Raw genomic sequence first — 16,570 nt, 5'->3', positions numbered from 1 at the left:
CCTTTTCGCTGTTGCCTTGGCTTTACCGGCTCTCGCCGTGTTAACGTCGAACCAACGAACCCAGGCCCAGGAAAGCATGTGCCCGTCCCCGCAACTGATTGCCGAATGGCCGTTGTCGCCGTCAGCGACACTCGGGTCCGCCGTGCGCTCCAAGGGGATCGAACGTGAAGTCAGAGCCCGACTGCCATGGGCAGTCAGGAAGCACGTCAAGGCCGAGACGGGCCGCATCGCATTGCGAATGTCGAGATCCGAAGCGGAAGCGTTCAAGGCCGCCTCTGCCAATATCTCCAAAACACTGGAGGGAGTGGAAGCGCTGCCTGTGCTTCCACGCGAGGTCGAGGATATCCTTACGATCTCTTCGCGCGAGCGCCACAAATGGCTCAAGGACGGTCGGCTGCAAAGCACCGGCACACGCACCGTCAAGATGCGTGGGCGATCAAAGTCTGTCACCTTCCACGTTTTCGACCCGCGCCACATCGAGGACGTCCTGGATCGCGATCTGGCAACCGTCTGGAGAGAGCAGGATGTCCAGGAGGTCGCCGAGAACAGGCGGCGCGGCGCGGGCAAGGCCGCGCTGACGCGCGCGGGAAAGGGCACCGGCCAGGCTCGCACTGCGAGGAACGCCCGGGACACGGATGGCCCGCCGCCCGGACTGAAGGGCTGGGATGCGTTCGAGGACGAAGGCCTGCTGCGATAATGATGCTGGCGCTTGCCCTTGTCCTTTGTGCGGGGCGAGCCTCAGCCTCAGCGCATCAATCCCGCTGCCCGGAGCGCGTCCTCGATGACCTTGGTAATCCCGCCCGCCGGACCGCCTGGCGGATTGACAGGCTCCGGGGCCGGATCGACACGGACAGCTCGCGGTTTTTCCTTCGGCGAGAAAGGCTGCAATGCAGTGCCTGAAGCGGCCTCGGCTTTCGCCGCGCGTCGTACGTCTGGCTTCGTCAGCCCCCAGAAACGGGCGATGTGGCGCGTCGAGGAAATCCCGACATCCAGCATGAACGGCCCTGCTTTGCCGAGAGCATTGTCGCCGCTCGCCTGCAATGGCGTGCCATGGCCCATGCCGGCAATGCTGTATGCCTCGACCACGTCGCGGCCTTTGCCATCGCACCAGACTTTTCGGCTCTGACCGTCGACCTTTTCCGTGCGTGTCGGCGCTTGAGCGAGGCCGTGCACGCCCTGCCATTGCGCCAGCACCGCGCCGGCATTGGAAGGCACCACGGTCGTATCGGCCGAGCCCTGCCAGACCGAAATCCTCGGCCACGGCCCCTTGTGCGGCGAAGCTTCCCGCAACAGACGCTGCAGGTCGCTTCTGGACGGTCCGCCATGGCCACGCATGCGGTCGAAGGCTTCGGGGATGGTCGAGGCGCTGCCATAGGCAAGCCCGGCAATGATCGCGCCACCGGCAAACACGTCCGGGTAGGTCGCCAGCATCACCGCCGCCATGGCGCCGCCGGCGGAAAGACCGGTGACGAATATCCGCTTGCGGTCGAGACCGTGGGTGACCACCGCCGCCTCGATCATCTGGCGGATGGACAGTGCCTCGCCGCTGTCGCGGCTTACATCGCCCGGCACGAACCAGTTGAAGCAAAGATTGGCGTTGTTGGCGCGCTGCTGCTCGGGGAGAAGCACGGCAAAACCCTGCTCGGCAGCAAGTTCGGTCCAGCCGGAACCATGATCGTAAGCGGCTGCATTCTGGGTACAGCCATGCAGCACCACGACCAGCGCTGCCTGCTTCGGCAGGTTTTCAGGGAGATAAAACCGCGCGCGCAAGGCGCCGGGATTGGACCCGAACCCTGTCATCTCGGACAGGTGATCGTCCTTGCTCTGTCCTGCACCGGCTGGCCGGCCGCGCATCGCGCTCAGCCGAGCGATCGTATCGGATATGTCTCGCAAATCGGTATCCTTGCGCGCCGGAATGGGCAGACTCGTGCACACAACGCACACGCAGCAATATCGTTGCTGCACTGCACAATAACAAGCGGCGCGGCCGATTAAATGACCGATGGATCATAGAATCCGCTGCACGGCTGTGACGGACGAACGCAATTTGGCCCGGCTGACCTCTGGTCAGTCAGCCGATCGAGGCCGGCAGGCGCCGGGTTACCAGCGCTGATGCACGTAGGGCTTGATGTTCTCGTCGTAGACCGCCTTCACCTTGGCCATCGACTCGGAGGACAACGGCGCAAGCTCCGCCGCTTCCGCATTGGAAACCGCCTGCGCCGGATTGCGGGCGCCGGGAATGACAACCGTCACAGCGTCGAACATCAGGATCCAGCGCAGAGCGAATTTCGCCATCGCGGTGTCGCCTGACACCAGCGGCCGCACCTTCTCGACCGCCGCTAGGCCGACCTCATAGGGCACGCCCGAAAACGTCTCGCCGGCATCGAAGGCTTCGCCTTTCCTGTTGAACAGGCGATGGTCGGTGGTCTCGAACTTGGTGTCCGCCCTGAACTTGCCGGACAACAGGCCGCTGGCCAGCGGCACGCGGGCGATGACGGCGACATCGTTCTTTTTCGCCTGGTCGAAGAACAGCTCGGCCGGGCGCTGGCGGAAGGCGTTGAAGATGATCTGCACGCTGACGACGCCGGGATATTGCATCGCCTTCAGCGCCTCTTCGACACGCTCGACGCTGACGCCGTAATTGCGGATCTTGCCCTGCTCGGTGAGCTTGTCGAGACGCTCGAACACCTCCGGATGATAGTAGAGATCGGTCGGCGGGCAATGCAGCTGCACCAGGTCGAGCGTGTCGGTCTCGAGGTATTTCAGGCTGCGGTCGATCCAGCCGGTGAGGTTCTCGACGCTGTAGCCCTCGACCGTCTGCTTCGGCAGCCGCCGTCCGGCCTTGGTGGCGATGAACGGGCGCGCGCCACCGCGTTCCTTCATCACCCGTGCGATCAGCTTTTCCGAACGGCCGTCGCCATAGACGTCGGCGGTGTCGAGGAAGCTGACGCCGGCATCGAGCGCGGCATGCAGGGCGGCGACCGCATCGTCGTCATTGACCTCGCCCCAGGCGGCGCCGATCGCCCAGGCGCCGAAGCCGATCTCGCTGACTGATCTGCCGGTACGGCCAAATTTCCGTGACTGCATTTTGCTTCCTGACTTGCGGCTTTGATGACGGTTCTGATTTCGGGAGCCTCATACCGCATGGCAACGCGATTGACATCCCTCTTCCTGGGATTTACCAGACTACAGGGTTGTATGACAACCCGGCAAGATTGCAACAATTTGGAGCCGGGAGGAACATGTCGCTGATGCGCCAACTTTATCTCGGCGGGGTCGCCGGATGAGCAGTCGGTCAACCGTGGTTGGCTCCCTAATCGTGAACAGCCTTGTCGCGCAGATCCTCGAAGCGGGCATAGCTTTTGGTCAGATGGCTGCGCATGGCGCGGCGCGCGGCGTTGACGTCCCTGGCCTCGATGGCCCCGAGAATGGCGCGATGCTCGCGCTGCATGCGGTCGAGATATTTTTCCCGCTCATCCTCGGTCATGCGGTCGAGCCGCGTCCAATGGCGCGGGACCATGGCGCTGCCGAACGTGTCGAACAACCGGGTGAAATTCGGGTTCTGCGTCGCAGCGAGAATGGCGCGGTGGAAGCCGAAATCCTCTTCCGAGCCGGAGCCGCCGGCACGCACCGCCGCCTCCAGCGCGTCGAGCCGAGCGCTCATCTGTTGAAGCGCCGCCTCGCTGCGCCGTTGGGCAGCGAGGCCTGTCGCTTCGACCTCGATGCCCATGCGCAGTTCGAGCACGCGCAGCACCTCGTCGATCGATTCGAGATCGTCGGGCAGCACGGAAAACGTCTTCGGCGGCGGATCCTTGGCGACGAAGGCGCCGAGCCCCTGGCGCGTGGTAATCAGCCCGCGCGCGCGCAGCGCCGCCAGCGCCTCGCGCACCACGGTGCGGCTGACGCCTGTGGCAGCAACAATCTCCTGCTCGGTCGGCAGCCGCTGCCCCGGCGCAAGGTCACCGGATTCGATCTGCGCAATCAGCGTGTTGACCAGACCCGTCCGCAGGTTGGGCGCCTGCGGTATGGCGTCGAAAGTCATGGGCTCCGCCATCAGCGCGACTCCGGTTCGTTTCTTGTTCGAAGGCCGAATCTTATTCAAAGAATTGCATCGACGGGTGCCCGCCGCAAGGTGACGAAAGTTCGGCCCGCTGGCACGAGCCATGGGAGGATTGCATGAAAGAACGCATCGGCTTCATCGGCCTGGGCAGCATGGGCGCCGGCATGGCCGACAATCTGTTGCGCAAGGGCTGGCCGCTGACGGTCCATGTCCACCGCAGCCGCACGGCCGCAGACCGGCTGATCGCCGCCGGCGCCACCGAAGCGCCAAGCCCGCGCGAACTCGCCGCCGCCTGCGACATCGTGATCCTGTGCGTCACCGGTTCGCGCGAGGTCGAAGCGCTGGTCAAGGGCGCGGACGGGCTTGCTGCGGCCAAGACGCCGCTGCTGATCATCGACTGCTCGACCTCCAACCCGTCATCGACGACAGCGCTTGCCGCCGACCTCGCGGAGCAAGACATAACGCTGATCGACGCGCCGCTGGCGCGCACGCCCAAGGAAGCCGCCGAAGGCAAACTCGACGTCATGGTCGGCGGTGCGGCCGAAGTGGTCGCCCGCGCACGCCCGGTGCTCGAAGCCTTTGCCGCGCGCGTCGTTCCCACCGGCCCGACCGGCAGCGGCCACACCATGAAGCTGCTCAACAATTTCGTCTCGATGGGCTATTCCGCCATCTATTCCGAAGCGCTGACGCTGGGCGCCAAAGCCGGCCTGACGCCGCAGGTCTTCAACAGCGTCATCTCCGGCAGCCGCATGGATTGCGGCTTCTACCAGGCCTTCTTCGATTTCATCCTCAACCGCAACGAAAACGCCCAACGCTTCGCAATCGTCAACGCGCTGAAAGACATGACCTAGCTCGCCTCCTTCGCGCAATCAGCCGGCGTGGCCAACCCGATCGGCGCTGCGGTGCGCAATGGCTTTGCCACGGCGGTCACCACCGGCCACGGCGAGAAATTCGTGCCGGCGCTGTCGGATATTGTTGCGGGGTTGAACGGGGTGTCGCTGGTGGAGGCGACATCACCGGGCCAATAGAAAACGGGTGGATTCGGGCGCAAGCCAACGGTCCCTACATCCTGTAGCCCTTGGCGTGAAATCCGAGCGGCTCAACGGAGCCGCCCGGAAGCTTAAAGCATATGAAGGCGAAAGGGGTTTGAAACCGCGATTGACAAATTGCAAGGCGTCGAACGCGGAACTAGCGATGGAGGACGTAATTCTGGCGAATGTCCCTAACCAACGGCTCGATCTCATTTAGGGTATAGAATCGGACATGGTGGCGGTCCATTTGCTCCGCAATCATGTTTACGAATTCCGCATCCTGTGCCTGCGCATCGTCCCCGACCACCACTAAGCGAGCAGGTCGATCAAGGGCGGTTTCTTGGTAAAGAAGTTCGCCTTCTATCATATGCGGGCTGACGCGGTTGAGCGCCTTATCCGGGTCACCCGCAAGCGACACGGCGTCAATCAGATTGAAGGCTCCATTCTGATAGGCAAAGGGAACCTCGATCTTTACGCCTCCGGAAAGATGGACGGGGTCAGGCTTCACGAGGAAGTCTTCGACGCCATTAGAACGAAAAGCTTGCGCCAGTTTTGTCGACAGCCTTTGGCCGCGCGGCGAGCTGGGTACCTCACCAACCAGCTTTTCGAACAGTTCGCTGACAAGCTTCTCGGGGTCTTTAACCAACACAGATCGAACCGGGGACAGGCGAACCTTCCCAGACCTAAGCCCTATAAATTTCTCGATCTTTTCCCTGTCCCAGCCGTTACCAAATTCATACCGCAATCGACCTTCCATCGATTCTTTCAGGTGCTGAAAATGGTTACCGAGATGGATTTTGAACGCCTGCTCGGCGCGGCGCGGGCTATGGCTAAACTTCACAAAAACCGAAGCATGAGCGAACACAATGACGCCAATGTTCACAAACTCAGCCCGCTCCGGGAACTCTGAGTATTGAACGAGCGAAAAATAGCCTTGTGACTCTCGGATCATTTTACCAACCCCGGGATTTCCGGTTCATCCACCAATCGCCCTGAGATCGTGTTCACCACATATTGGCCGCGCTCACAAATCAAATCGACCAGCGAGAGCGCGGCGTTGGGGCCAAAGCCCCATTGTGCAGGAATAGAATTAACGACTTCAACCACGAAATCGCGCTTTAATTGAGACAGCTTCTCGACGGCGCGCTTGACTGACTTCGCGTCGATATATGGATCGAAGGCCGGAAACTTACCATATACATTTGGGTCTAGGACCCATGCCTCAGGGGCAGGCCCCATAGGAAAATCAACGTCATTCCCAATAAAACAGCTTGAATGATCGATGGGGACAAGATCGTATTTACGACGCCCCTCAGCCTTCACATAAAGTAGGTTGTCGGCGTTGTCTTGTCCATCAAAAAACCGGTCCCAATTGCGGACCCACGTATCGAAAACAACCAGCAACGCCACGTCACCAGGCTCTCGGAGACGAGACAAAAAAGTGTCTCCTCCGTCGTGTGGGGTTCCATCAACGGCGCGTGAAAAGAACATGGGCGGCACCATGCGCGCCCCATTCCTTTCCATAGTCAGGTCTATTTGACAGTCGTGGACTATGGCAAACGGCGGCACCTTGAGGCCAAGCCAAGAAGCCAATTCTCCAGACACCAATTCCGACACAAGTATCGCAGAACCCATCGGATTTCCCATCGATTTGAGAAATCCCTCGCCTGAATCTGTGTCCACCCGGATCGGGCTGGTGCTTGAACCAAACGACTCTATTTCCCGACGCACCTCCGCCGGCTGACATACCGCCCCACATGCAAGAGCCATGATGCTCCACCCATCCCAATTCGGATTGCATACATCGCATCCCGAACGGAATCGAGTCTTGGGTACGAAGTATAGCATACTGCTTTGTTTTGGTTAGTTTGTTGATAGGTCGGGCATTGGCCAGTCGCGTCTATGATAGCTGCTTCGGCGCGTTGCGTATGGCGAGTAGCTTCTTATCCTCAGTCTCACCTGTCGCCAGTGCGGGTGCTTATCGGTCATGATAATGCGTGAGGATGCATGGACCGTTTGCCTGAGAAGGTTCGCGGTTTCAGTGAGCATCCATCATGGCCGTCGATGTGTTCGAAATGAGCGCGCATCCCATTGTTGCTTTCGCGGTGTGCACGGACAGCGCCATGGCACTCTGGGCAACGCTTCGGAATTTTGGGATTTAGACCAAGCGCTTGGTCGATCGTGAGGTACGACCAACCATCGACTACCTTCATTTCGCAGGCATCCATTTCCATCCGACGAATATGGCATTCAACGCCGGACATTCAAAGGCGGAAATTCGACCGTCAGCCCGCCCGAGCACAGCCTTCCGCAATCTCGAATGCCGCAGCGGAGACGCTGCCCCTCGCGCCCGTGATGCCGACTCCGCAGCCGCATCGCTCTCGAGCAGACCTGGCGCACCTCCAAGCACCCGCCTAGCGAACAGCCATCCATCCGTGTCAAACCGCAATATCGGTCGAGCGCGAAATGCCCTGACGCGCCTATCTGGTGTCGCCACACAGGACGAGACGTTGATGACGCCACTTGAAAACTACCAAGCCCGGATGCAGCGGGTGCTGGACCACATAGACCAGCATCTGGACGGAGATCTGGGCCTGGAAGCGTTGAGCGGCGTCGCGGCGTTCTCGAAATACCATTTCCACCGGCAGTTCACGTCAACCTTCGGCTTGTCCGTGCATCGCTATGTCCAGCTCGCCCGCCTGAAACGCGCTTCGTACCGGCTTGCCGAGAGCGACGCCCAAAGCGTGACCGACATAGCGATGGATGCCGGCTACGACGCGCCGGATGCCTTCGCCCGCGCCTTTCGGCAACGGTTCGGACAATCGCCTTCGTCGTTCCGGAAGTCTCCCGACTGGGGGGCGTGGCTCATGGCCTTCGGGCCGCTCGACAAAGCAAGGACCACGCTCATGCAGATAATCTTCGAACCCGACGACGTGATGATCCGCGAAGTGCCGCCGACGCCGGTGGCGATCATGGAGCATCGCGGCGACCGGGCGACGCTCCAGGACACCATCCAGCGCTTCATCGCCTGGCGCAAGGCGGCCGGCCTCTCGCCCGAGACAAGCCCGACCTTCAACATGTTCCGTTCCGAAAGGGAGCCGGCGAACCCGGCCGATTACAGCATGGATATCTGTGCCGGAACCGACCTGCCGATAGAAGGCGGGCCGATCGAGGACGCGCAGATGAAGGCCGGCGTGATCCCCGGCGGACGCTGCGCGGTGCTGCGCTATCCCGGCAACACCAACAATCTCGAGCCGGCAGCGCTCTACCTCTACCGCGAATGGCTTCCGGCCAGCGGCGAGGAGGCGCGCGACTTTCCGATCTATTGCCAGCGACACTTTTCGTCGAACGGACCGGTGCGCGAGGTGGTGCTTGAGCTGTTTTTGCCGCTGAAATAGCGCGGTGGGTGGCGGCCTATCTCCGGCCCTGAGCTGGTGAGCCGACGACCGAGTGAAATCTGATATGGCGCTCCCCCACTCCGTCTCGGCTTCGCCGAGCCACCTCTACCCCCACATTCGTGGGGGAGAGGAAACCCAAGCTTTTGAAGGGCTGCGATGTCGGAGATTGACATTTCCTCATCCCCCATGAAATGGGGGGTCCGAAGGACGGGCGAGACCCGTGGCTCGCCCCGGCAAGGTGGCTCGGCGAAGCCGAGACGGAGTGGGGGTCAGCGCCGCCATAGGCGATTGGCCCAGCGCGCGGATAAGGCAAGGCTATCCCTAAGCCTGCCCGCGCACAGCCTTCCGCAACCGCGAATGCCGTACCGGAGACGCTGCCTCGGGCCCCGGCGCTATCTCCGCAGCTTCCCCCTCATGCAACCCCACCCGCAGCGCCGCGCCCGCCAGATGGTCGCGCATCGCCGCGTGCGCTCCTTCGGCGTCGCCGGCACGGATCGCTCTCAGGATGCGCTCATGTTCGCCGAGCGTGATGCGGGCCATGTCGTCCGACTTTTGCTGGTTGCCGGCGGCGAGAATGCTTTCGCGCACCCGCTCGGACACGAAGACCAGGAATTGGCCGATGTAGGAATTGCGCGTCGCCTCGGCGACGGTGCGGTGGAATTCGAGGTCGCTGCGCAGCCAGGCGACGCTGCCATAGGGCGCGGCGCGCATGCCGGACAGCGCATCGCCCATGGCTTTGAGATCGGCGTCGCTGCGCCGTTTTGCGGCAAGGGCCGCCGCCTGCACTTCGAGGATGCCACGCAGTTCGAACAGATTGCGAAACGAGTCGGCGCGCTGCAGCGTCTCATGGTCGATGGTCAGCACCGTCGGGTTGTTGCTCTCGACCACGAAGGCGCCGCGCCCCTGCTGCGACCAGATTCGGCCTTCCGAGCGCAGCCGCGCGATCGCCTCGCGCACCACGTTGCGGCTGACCCCGAAAGTGGTTGCCAGCGCCGCCTCGGTCGGCAGCTGGTCACCCGGCTTCAGCCGGCCTTGCGCGATCTCGCGCGAGATGGAACTGGCCACCAGAGTGGAGAGGTGTGGGCCGCGATTGACCTTGTCGAGTTTCAGCGTCATCGCTCACCTATAGTCGACGGCGGGTGCGGACGCCAGAATGCGGCCGTTGCTGAGAATGTGGCGCGGGTCGAATGCGTCCTTGATGCCGGCGGCGAGGTCGAGCGTCACCGGATCGATGCGTTCGAGGAACGCCTTCTGCTTGACCCGGCCGATGCCGTGCTCGGCGCTGATAGAGCCGCCATAACGATCGACGACGGTGAAGATCTCGGCTTCCGCCTGCTCGAACAGATGTTCCATCGCCTCGGTGCCCATGCCTTCCGGCGGCACGACGTTGAGGTGGATGTTGCCGTCGCCGACATGGCCATAGGTGACGGCCAGGGCGTCGGGCCGGGCTTTCTCCAAGGCGGCCAGCGCATCGGTGACGAAATCGGCAAGCCTGGAGATCGGCACCGACACATCGGTGCGCAGGTAGCGGCCGCCCCTGCCTTGCCGCTCGACCATGATCTCGCGATAAAGCCACAGCCGCTCGGCTTGCGCCCGCGTCGAAGCGATGACGCCGTCCTCGACGATGTCCTCGACGCTGCCGAGAAACCCCAGAAGCAAATTGGAGAGGTCGATCAGCCCGCCCGACGACACCTCGATCAGCACATAGACGGGATAGGGCTGGCTGAGCGGATCGGGAAAATCCTGGCCTTCGCGCATGGTGATCTCGATGCCGCCGCGCAGGATCAGTTCGAAGGCGGTGAGCAAATCGCTGCAATCGCGCCGCGCCCTTGCATAGAGTGCCATCGCGTCCTCGACGGAGCGCAGGCCAACCAGCGCGGTTTCGATCTGCGTCGGCTTGGGGAATAGTTTCAGCGCCGCCGCGGTGACGATGCCCAGCGTGCCCTCCGAGCCGATGAAGATCTGCTTCAGATCATAGCCGCGATTGTCCTTGCGCAGCACTTTCAGCCCGTTCCAGATGCGGCCGTCGGCCAGCACCACTTCGAGGCCAAGCACCAGGTCGCGCGTCATGCCGTAGCGCAGCACGTTGAAGCCGCCGGCATTGGTGGCGACATTGCCGCCGATGCGGCAGCTGCCCTGCGCGCCGAAAGTGATCGGCAGCAGGCAGTCGCTCGCTTCGGCGGCGCGCTTGGCGTCCTCGAGAATGCAGCCGGCCTCGACCACCATGGCAAAGTCGATCGGGCTGATCGAGCGAATCCTGGTCATCCGCTCCAGCGAGATGACGACCTCGCCGCCATCCGCCGCCACTGCGGCGCCGACGAGCCCGGTCAGGCCGCCTTGCGGCACGACCGGAATGCGCTCGGCATGGCAGAACCGCATCAGCGCCGACATTTCCTCCACCGAAGAGGGCCGCGCCACGGCCAGCGGCCGGCCGAAATGATCGCCCGACCAATCGCGGCTGTAGCGCGCCAGATCCTCTTCGTCGGTCAGCAGCCCGCCATTCGGCAGCACGCCGACCAGGGCTGCGATCTGCGATGCGGAGGTTGGCAGCACGGCATTCATGGATTGGCTCTGTGCCCCTCGGCAAAACGACTGGACAAATACCGACGTTGTCGTGTTATCATACAACCCTGATTGAGAACATCAAGCGAGGCTTGCCGCCAAGCGTGCGATGTGGATGATCAGACCCGCAAATCACAGAATTCGGAGGACTTCCCCAATGAGCGACGCCCCGGGATTTCGCTATATGCACACCATGATCAGGGTGCTCGACCTCGACAAGTCGATCGCCTTCTACACCGAGGTGCTCGGCATGACCCTGCTGCGCCGCGACGACTACCCCGGCGGCAAGTTCACCAACGCCTTTGTCGGCTACGGCCCCGAGGACAAGGATTCCGTCGTCGAGCTGACGCTGAACTGGGGCCGCGAGGAGCCCTACGAGATCGGCACCGGCTTCGGCCATCTGGCGCTCGGCGTCAACGACATCTACGCCGTCTGCGCCGAACTGGAAAAGCGCGGCGCCAAGATCCCGCGCAAGCCCGGCCCGATGCAGCACGGCACCACCCACATCGCTTTCGTCGAAGACCCCGACGGCTACAAGATCGAGCTGATCGGCCTCGACACAATGTGATCCGATCGGGCCGGACCGCATCGGCCTCGCGCCGATGCGGTCCCGTCCTGTCCGCGCTTGCCTGGGAGGCGGGATCACTTGATGACCGCGATCTTGCTGCGGTCGATGGTAATGGCGACGGCAGCGATCAGCACCGCGCCGAACACCATATTTTCCAGGAAAATGTTGACGCCGACAAAGGTCATGCCGATGCGCACGATCGAGATGATCAGCGCGCCGACCGCCGTGCGGGCAACGCCGCCGAGCCCGCCGGTGATCGCCGTGCCGCCGACGATGACGGCGGCGATGGCCGGCAGCAGCAGCTGGTTGGCCAGCACTGGCGAGCCGCTCGACAGCCTGGCCGCCAGCACGACGCCGGCGATGGCCGCGAGCATACCCGACGCGGCAAAGGCGATGATCTTGGTGCGGTCGACATTGATGCCCGCCGCCCACGCCGCCGGTTCGCCGGCGCCGACCGCGATCGCTTGCCGGCCGAAGCGCGTGTAGCGCAGCGCCAGAAAGGCGGCGATGCCGATGACCGCCGAAATCAGCACCACCACGGGAATGCCGGCGACAGTGGCGTTGATCCAGGCGGTGTTTTCGCGACCAGCCTCCTCGATGGTGATGGCGCGGCCATTGGAGACCCAGAGCGCCAGGCCGGTGACCACGCCGCCGGTGGCGAGTGTCGCGACGAAGGACGGCACGCGCAGCTTGACGTGGACGACACCGCTCAACACGCCGAAGGCGAGCCCCGACAGGATCGCCACCGGAAAGGCGGCGAGGCCGAGCGACGGCAGCAATTGCGCCAGGATGACGCTGGCTAGTGACGCCACCGCCTGGATCGACAAATCGATGCCGCCGAGCAGAATGGCGAAGGTGACGCCGGTCGCCAGGATGAACAGCACGGCGGTGTTGGCAAACAAAAGCGCCACGGTTTCGCCGGTGAGGAAGCCGGGCGCGGCGATCTCGATGATCAGCAGCAGGCCGACCAGCAGGATCAGCGGAATGGCGCCTTGCGTCCACTTGCCCTCGAAAACCTGCCTGATGGAGAACGCCTCATTCATCGGTTCACACCATTGCCCTGAGAAGATCGACCTGGTTCGGCTTGTTGCCCGGACTGGCATCGAAGCGCGCGGTGATTGCACCGTCGCGCATCACCAGCACCTGGTGCGACAGACCGATCGTTTCCTCCAGCGTGTCGGAAATCAAAAGGATCGCCACGCCTTGCGCCGAGAGATCGCGTACCAATTCGTAGACCTCCTCCTTGGCGCCGACATCGAGGCCGCGTGTGGGATGGTCGAGCACCAGGATGCGCGAGCCCGCCGTCATCCAGCGCGCCAGCACCACCTTCTGCTGGTTGCCGCCGCTGAGCTTGCGGCAGGCGGCATCGGGACCGGGCGCCTTGATGCGCAGCCGCTTGATCCAGTCGGCGGCAAGCCGGCGCTCCTTGCCATAATCGATGGCGCCATGGCGCATGACGCTGGAGAGATCGGCCAGCGAAATGTTCTCCGCGATCGACAGGAACATCACCAGCCCTTCGAGCCGGCGCTCGCGCGGGACATAGCCAATGCCCTTGCGCACCGCCGGTTCCGGCGAGGAGAAGCGCACGGCATCGCCGGCGATTTTCATCTCGCCCGCATCATGCTGGACGAAGCCGCCAACGGTGCGCGTCACCTCCTCGCGGCCGGAGCCGACGACGCCGGCAATGCCGACGATCTCGCCCGCCCGGATCGAGAGATCGACGCCGTGATAGTAACCGTTGGCGCCAAGGCCCTTGGCCTCGACCATCACTGTATCGCGCGGCGCGAGCTGGCGGGCCTCGCGGTAATATTCGGCCTGCAGGCCGCGCCCGACCATGATCTCGTGCAGCTCCGGCGCGGTGACTTCAGCTGCGCGGTGCTCGGCGACGACCGCGCCGTCCTTCATCGTGTAGACACGGTCGGAGATGTTGAGCACCTCGTCGAGGCGGTGCGAGACGAACACAAAACTGGCGCGGGATTTAAGCGAGCGCACCCGCGCGAACAGCACCTCGATATCAGCGGCGTTGAGCACCGAGGTCGGCTCGTCGAGCAGGATGAGCAACTGCCGCTCGACCACTTCCTCCAAGGTCAGCGCCTTGGCGAGCTCGACCATCTGGCGTGCGGCGAAGGTGAGTTCGGAGGTGCGCGCGGTGACGTCGATGTCGATGCCGATCTTGGCCAGTTGCCGCCGCGCCGCCGCGTTCATGGCGCGCCAATTGACGAGGCCGAAGCGGGTGAAGCGGTCCTCTTCGCCGAGATAGATGTTTTCGGCAACCGTCAGGTTCAGCACCAGCGACTGCTCCTGGAACAACATGCCGATGCCATGCCTGGCCGCATCACGGGCGTTGCGCATGCGCAGCTGTTCGCCATCCAGCGTCAGCGAGCCGCTATCCGGCCGGTAGCCGCCGGCCAGCACCCGCATCAGCGTCGACTTGCCGGCGCCGTTCTCGCCGATCAGCCCGACAACTTCATTGGGCCGCACCTCGATTGAGACGTCGCGCAGCGCCTGGACGCCGGGGAAATTCTTGATGATGCTGGACGCCTGCAGCATGGCGTTCACTTGACGATTTTCAGGCGGACACGGTCGAGCGACAGCGCCACCGCGGCGATGATCATCAGACCCTGCACCGTCTGCTGGATGTAGGGCGAGATGCCGAGCAGGATCATGCCATTGGCAAGCACGGTGACGATCAGCACACCGATCAGCGTGTTGACGACGCCGCCCTCGCCGCCGGTCAAAGCGGTGCCGCCGACGACCACTGCGGTGACCGCTGCAAACAGCCTGCCGTCGCCGATGACGGCGTGCGACTGGCCGAGCTGTGCCGCGGCCAGCACGCCGGCAATGCCGAAGAAGAACCCGGCCAGCGCAAAAGCGGTGATGCGCACGCGCACGACATTGACGCCGGAGAGCTTGGCGACATCCTCATCACCGCCGATCGCCAATATGTGGCGGCCGAGCTTGGTGTGATACTGGATGACAGTGGCGAGCAGGAAGGCGCCGAACGCGACCCAGACCGCCACCGGCAGGCCGAGGAAACGGTGCAAGGCCAGGTCGCGGATCGAGGCGTCGTTCAGCTTGATGGCCGTGCCGCCCAGCATATAGACCGACAGGCCGAGGCCGATGAACCACATGCCGAGCGTGCCCATGAAGGACGGGATGCGCAGCATGGTCTGGATGAGACCGCTGACGAAGCCCATGGCGGTGCCGGCGGCGATGGCAGCGAGCACCGCCCACCAGCCATAGTCGTTGCCGTTGCCGTCATTGGCGGCGAGCAGCACAAGCACCATCGCCGCCACCGAAAGCGTGCCTTCGACTGCGAGGTCGATGCTGCCCATCAGGATGATGAAGGTCAGCCCCATCGCCAGCGTCAGCGGCACGGCGGCGGAATTCGCAAGCCGCACCAGATTGCGCAGCTCGATGAAATTGGGGTTGGCAATGGCGATGAGTACGCAGAGTACAATCAGCACCGCCAGCGGCGCCAGGCTGCGCCAGCGCCTGCCGCCCAGGAATGTCGCGATGCGGCCGGGGAACGATGTCATGGGCGTCGTCCGCTCGATGTCCGAAACGGACTTCAGGGGTTCTGTATGGATTGTCAAGAAACCGCTTCCCGTCTGCTGGTGACAGCCGTCGCGACAAGGGGATCGCGACGGCTGCGGGAGGAAGCGGGCCGCCAGGGAGTTGCAGCCCACTCCGATGGATCAGGTGCGGATTGCTCCGGTGACCCGGCCCCACAGATCGTTCCAGTCGATCTCGGGCTTCGCATCGACATTGGTCTTGTAATATTCCTCGACATTGTCGTGCGAGATCAGCACCGCCTTGCCGTAGAACTCACGGTGCTCCGGGGGCTCCTTGGTAGGGTCGAACTTGCCGATCTTGGCGTTGTAGCCGATGGCTAGACCCATGCCACCCTGCCAGAACGGATCCGAAGTGACGGTGCAGGCGAACTCGCCGGTGCGCACCGCATCGACCGCCGTCTTGATGCCGTCGACGCCGACGATCGGCACCTTGCCGGCGAGATTTTCGGCACGCAGCGCTTCCAGTGCGCCGGAGCCCATATCGTCATTGGCCGCCCAGATGCCCTTGATGTCGTCGCCGAAGCGGGTGAGCAGATTGCCCATCAGGTCGAAGGCTTCGGTCGACTTCCAGTTGGCGACCTGGAAGTCGAGCAGCTTGATGTCCGGGTTGGCGGCGAGCGCCGCATCGAGGCCCTTCTTGCGTTCGATCGCCGCCGTGGTCGAGATCAGGCCGCCGAGTGCGACGATGCCGCCCTTGCCGCCAATGGTCTTGAACAGGATCTCGGCGATGGTCTTGCCGCTGTCGATGCCGTCGAACTCGATATGCGAGACATAGTTCGGGTTGAAATCCTTCGGGTGCAGATCCCCAGGCTTGTTCCACTGGGTCACCACATAGGCGCCGGCCTTGGCGCAGGCCTCGACGATCGGGCGCGCATCGGGCGTGTCGTTGGGATCGGAATTCAGCACCATGTTGCCGCCGGTCTTGGCCAGCATCGCCTTGATGTCGGCAATGCCCTTCTCGCTGTTGCCTTCCGAAACCAGCGTGACGTGTTCCAGCCCGGCCCATTTGGCATACGCTTCCGCGCCGGTCTTCCACACCGCGTGATAGGGGTTGGACAGCGAGCGGATCGACGTCACCAGCGTCGGCTTTTCCTGCGCGCGCAGCACGCTCGGCATGGCGAGTGCCGCCACGCCGGCGGTGGCGCCCATCATCAGCGTGCGCCGGTTGACCGCAAAATTCTTCGTGTCGTTCATACCTCGAAACCTCCCGATTGAATTCTGTTCCGCCCGGCATCTTGCGCAGGGAGCGCGGCCGGGACCTCGTGGTGAGGATCGTCAAGCTCCTCCACTTGTACGACAACCCTTCAACACGATAACCATACCCTTTCTCTTGACGTGGCACAAGCGACTTGAGATCGTCGCGCGCAAGAGGAAGG

Annotated in this window: 14 protein-coding genes and 1 pseudogene; 4 read left to right on the top strand and 11 right to left on the bottom strand. The window is 63.2% G+C overall.

Annotation, left to right across the window (positions count from 1 at the left end):
- The first annotated feature begins 76 nt into the window (after positions 1–76).
- Positions 77–697: a hypothetical protein gene (locus X751_RS157355; RefSeq protein ID WP_031246969.1), complete on the top strand. Its 621-nt coding sequence runs from the start codon at positions 77–79 to the stop codon at positions 695–697.
- A 47-nt stretch (positions 698–744) separates the two neighbouring features.
- Here X751_RS157355 and X751_RS157360 read toward each other — a convergent pair whose 3' ends face one another.
- The 3 genes from X751_RS157360 to X751_RS157370 all read right to left on the bottom strand — a co-directional run bounded on the left by X751_RS157360 (position 745) and on the right by X751_RS157370 (position 4,054).
- Positions 745–1,893, bottom strand: coding sequence for a PHB depolymerase family esterase (locus X751_RS157360; RefSeq protein WP_023744131.1), 1,149 nt, complete (start codon positions 1,891–1,893; stop codon positions 745–747).
- 207 nt (positions 1,894–2,100) lie between these two features.
- A complete protein-coding gene (locus tag X751_RS157365; protein WP_023744130.1) occupies positions 2,101–3,087 on the bottom strand; it encodes an aldo/keto reductase in 987 nt (328 codons plus the stop codon).
- 226 nt (positions 3,088–3,313) lie between these two features.
- Positions 3,314–4,054 carry a FadR/GntR family transcriptional regulator gene (locus X751_RS157370; RefSeq protein WP_023744129.1) on the bottom strand — a complete coding sequence of 247 codons (741 nt, stop codon included), beginning with the start codon at positions 4,052–4,054 and terminating at the stop codon, positions 3,314–3,316.
- A gap of 56 nt (positions 4,055–4,110) precedes the next feature.
- Between X751_RS157370 and X751_RS01000000163590 the strand changes: the two are divergent.
- Positions 4,111–5,088 (top strand): annotated as a pseudogene (locus tag X751_RS01000000163590) (NAD(P)-dependent oxidoreductase).
- A 160-nt stretch (positions 5,089–5,248) separates the two neighbouring features.
- Here the strand turns inward: X751_RS01000000163590 and X751_RS157375 are convergent.
- Positions 5,249–6,043, bottom strand: coding sequence for a DUF3037 domain-containing protein (locus X751_RS157375; RefSeq protein ID WP_023735078.1), 795 nt, complete (start codon positions 6,041–6,043; stop codon positions 5,249–5,251).
- Positions 6,040–6,738, bottom strand: coding sequence for a HipA family kinase (locus tag X751_RS157380; RefSeq protein WP_348524579.1), 699 nt, complete (start codon positions 6,736–6,738; stop codon positions 6,040–6,042). The genes X751_RS157375 and X751_RS157380 overlap by 4 nt, the downstream gene beginning before the upstream one ends.
- Before the next feature lie 863 nt (positions 6,739–7,601).
- Between X751_RS157380 and X751_RS157385 the strand changes: the two genes are divergently transcribed.
- Complete coding sequence (locus tag X751_RS157385; protein WP_023744128.1) at positions 7,602–8,489, top strand: AraC family transcriptional regulator; 888 nt, start codon at positions 7,602–7,604, stop codon at positions 8,487–8,489.
- Between the two features lie 321 nt (positions 8,490–8,810).
- Here the strand turns inward: X751_RS157385 and X751_RS157390 are convergent, their stop codons facing one another.
- Together X751_RS157390 and X751_RS157395 are read right to left on the bottom strand one after the other, a co-directional pair.
- Entirely contained in the window at positions 8,811–9,605 is a 795-nt protein-coding gene (locus tag X751_RS157390; protein ID WP_023744127.1) for a FadR/GntR family transcriptional regulator, read from the bottom strand.
- A 3-nt stretch (positions 9,606–9,608) separates the two neighbouring features.
- A complete protein-coding gene (locus tag X751_RS157395; protein ID WP_023744126.1) occupies positions 9,609–11,051 on the bottom strand; it encodes an FAD-binding oxidoreductase in 1,443 nt (480 codons plus the stop codon).
- A gap of 157 nt (positions 11,052–11,208) precedes the next feature.
- Between X751_RS157395 and gloA the strand changes: the two genes are divergently transcribed.
- Positions 11,209–11,619, top strand: coding sequence for a lactoylglutathione lyase (gene gloA, locus X751_RS157400; protein ID WP_023744125.1), 411 nt, complete (start codon positions 11,209–11,211; stop codon positions 11,617–11,619).
- Positions 11,620–11,693: 74 nt separating this feature from the next.
- On the opposite strand, the gene X751_RS157405 is transcribed toward gloA, so the two are convergent.
- The 4 genes from X751_RS157405 to X751_RS157420 form a co-directional block, all read right to left on the bottom strand.
- Positions 11,694–12,662, bottom strand: coding sequence for an ABC transporter permease (locus X751_RS157405; protein ID WP_023700940.1), 969 nt, complete (start codon positions 12,660–12,662; stop codon positions 11,694–11,696).
- A gap of 4 nt (positions 12,663–12,666) precedes the next feature.
- The gene (locus X751_RS157410) at positions 12,667–14,169 is read right to left on the bottom strand and encodes a sugar ABC transporter ATP-binding protein (RefSeq protein WP_023744124.1); all 1,503 of its coding nucleotides are present in this window, start codon (positions 14,167–14,169) and stop codon (positions 12,667–12,669) included.
- Positions 14,170–14,174: 5 nt separating this feature from the next.
- Positions 14,175–15,158 carry an ABC transporter permease gene (locus tag X751_RS157415; RefSeq protein ID WP_023744123.1) on the bottom strand — a complete coding sequence of 328 codons (984 nt, stop codon included), beginning with the start codon at positions 15,156–15,158 and terminating at the stop codon, positions 14,175–14,177.
- A 159-nt stretch (positions 15,159–15,317) separates the two neighbouring features.
- Positions 15,318–16,388: a sugar ABC transporter substrate-binding protein gene (locus X751_RS157420; protein ID WP_023744122.1), complete on the bottom strand. Its 1,071-nt coding sequence runs from the start codon at positions 16,386–16,388 to the stop codon at positions 15,318–15,320.
- Between the last annotated feature and the right edge of the window lie 182 nt (positions 16,389–16,570).

The organism is Mesorhizobium sp. LNJC394B00 (genome assembly GCF_000502555.1).
Lineage (GTDB): Bacteria > Pseudomonadota > Alphaproteobacteria > Rhizobiales > Rhizobiaceae > Mesorhizobium.
Note: the sequence above shows the minus strand (reverse complement) of the source record. Positions and strands in the feature narration are given on the sequence as shown.

Excerpts from the sequence above, each read along its gene's own strand:
- X751_RS157355 (WP_031246969.1), top strand. The coding sequence starts at position 77 with ATGTGCCCGTCCCCGCAACTGATTGCCGAATGGCCGTTGTCGCCGTCA.
- X751_RS157365 (WP_023744130.1), bottom strand. The coding sequence starts at position 3,087 with ATGCAGTCACGGAAATTTGGCCGTACCGGCAGATCAGTCAGCGAGATC.
- X751_RS157370 (WP_023744129.1), bottom strand. The coding sequence starts at position 4,054 with ATGGCGGAGCCCATGACTTTCGACGCCATACCGCAGGCGCCCAACCTG.
- X751_RS157375 (WP_023735078.1), bottom strand. The coding sequence starts at position 6,043 with ATGATCCGAGAGTCACAAGGCTATTTTTCGCTCGTTCAATACTCAGAG.
- X751_RS157380 (WP_348524579.1), bottom strand. The coding sequence starts at position 6,738 with ATGGGAAATCCGATGGGTTCTGCGATACTTGTGTCGGAATTGGTGTCT.
- X751_RS157390 (WP_023744127.1), bottom strand. The coding sequence starts at position 9,605 with ATGACGCTGAAACTCGACAAGGTCAATCGCGGCCCACACCTCTCCACT.
- X751_RS157395 (WP_023744126.1), bottom strand. The coding sequence starts at position 11,051 with ATGAATGCCGTGCTGCCAACCTCCGCATCGCAGATCGCAGCCCTGGTC.
- gloA (WP_023744125.1), top strand. The coding sequence starts at position 11,209 with ATGAGCGACGCCCCGGGATTTCGCTATATGCACACCATGATCAGGGTG.
- X751_RS157405 (WP_023700940.1), bottom strand. The coding sequence starts at position 12,662 with ATGAATGAGGCGTTCTCCATCAGGCAGGTTTTCGAGGGCAAGTGGACG.
- X751_RS157410 (WP_023744124.1), bottom strand. The coding sequence starts at position 14,169 with ATGCTGCAGGCGTCCAGCATCATCAAGAATTTCCCCGGCGTCCAGGCG.
- X751_RS157415 (WP_023744123.1), bottom strand. The coding sequence starts at position 15,158 with ATGACATCGTTCCCCGGCCGCATCGCGACATTCCTGGGCGGCAGGCGC.
- X751_RS157420 (WP_023744122.1), bottom strand. The coding sequence starts at position 16,388 with ATGAACGACACGAAGAATTTTGCGGTCAACCGGCGCACGCTGATGATG.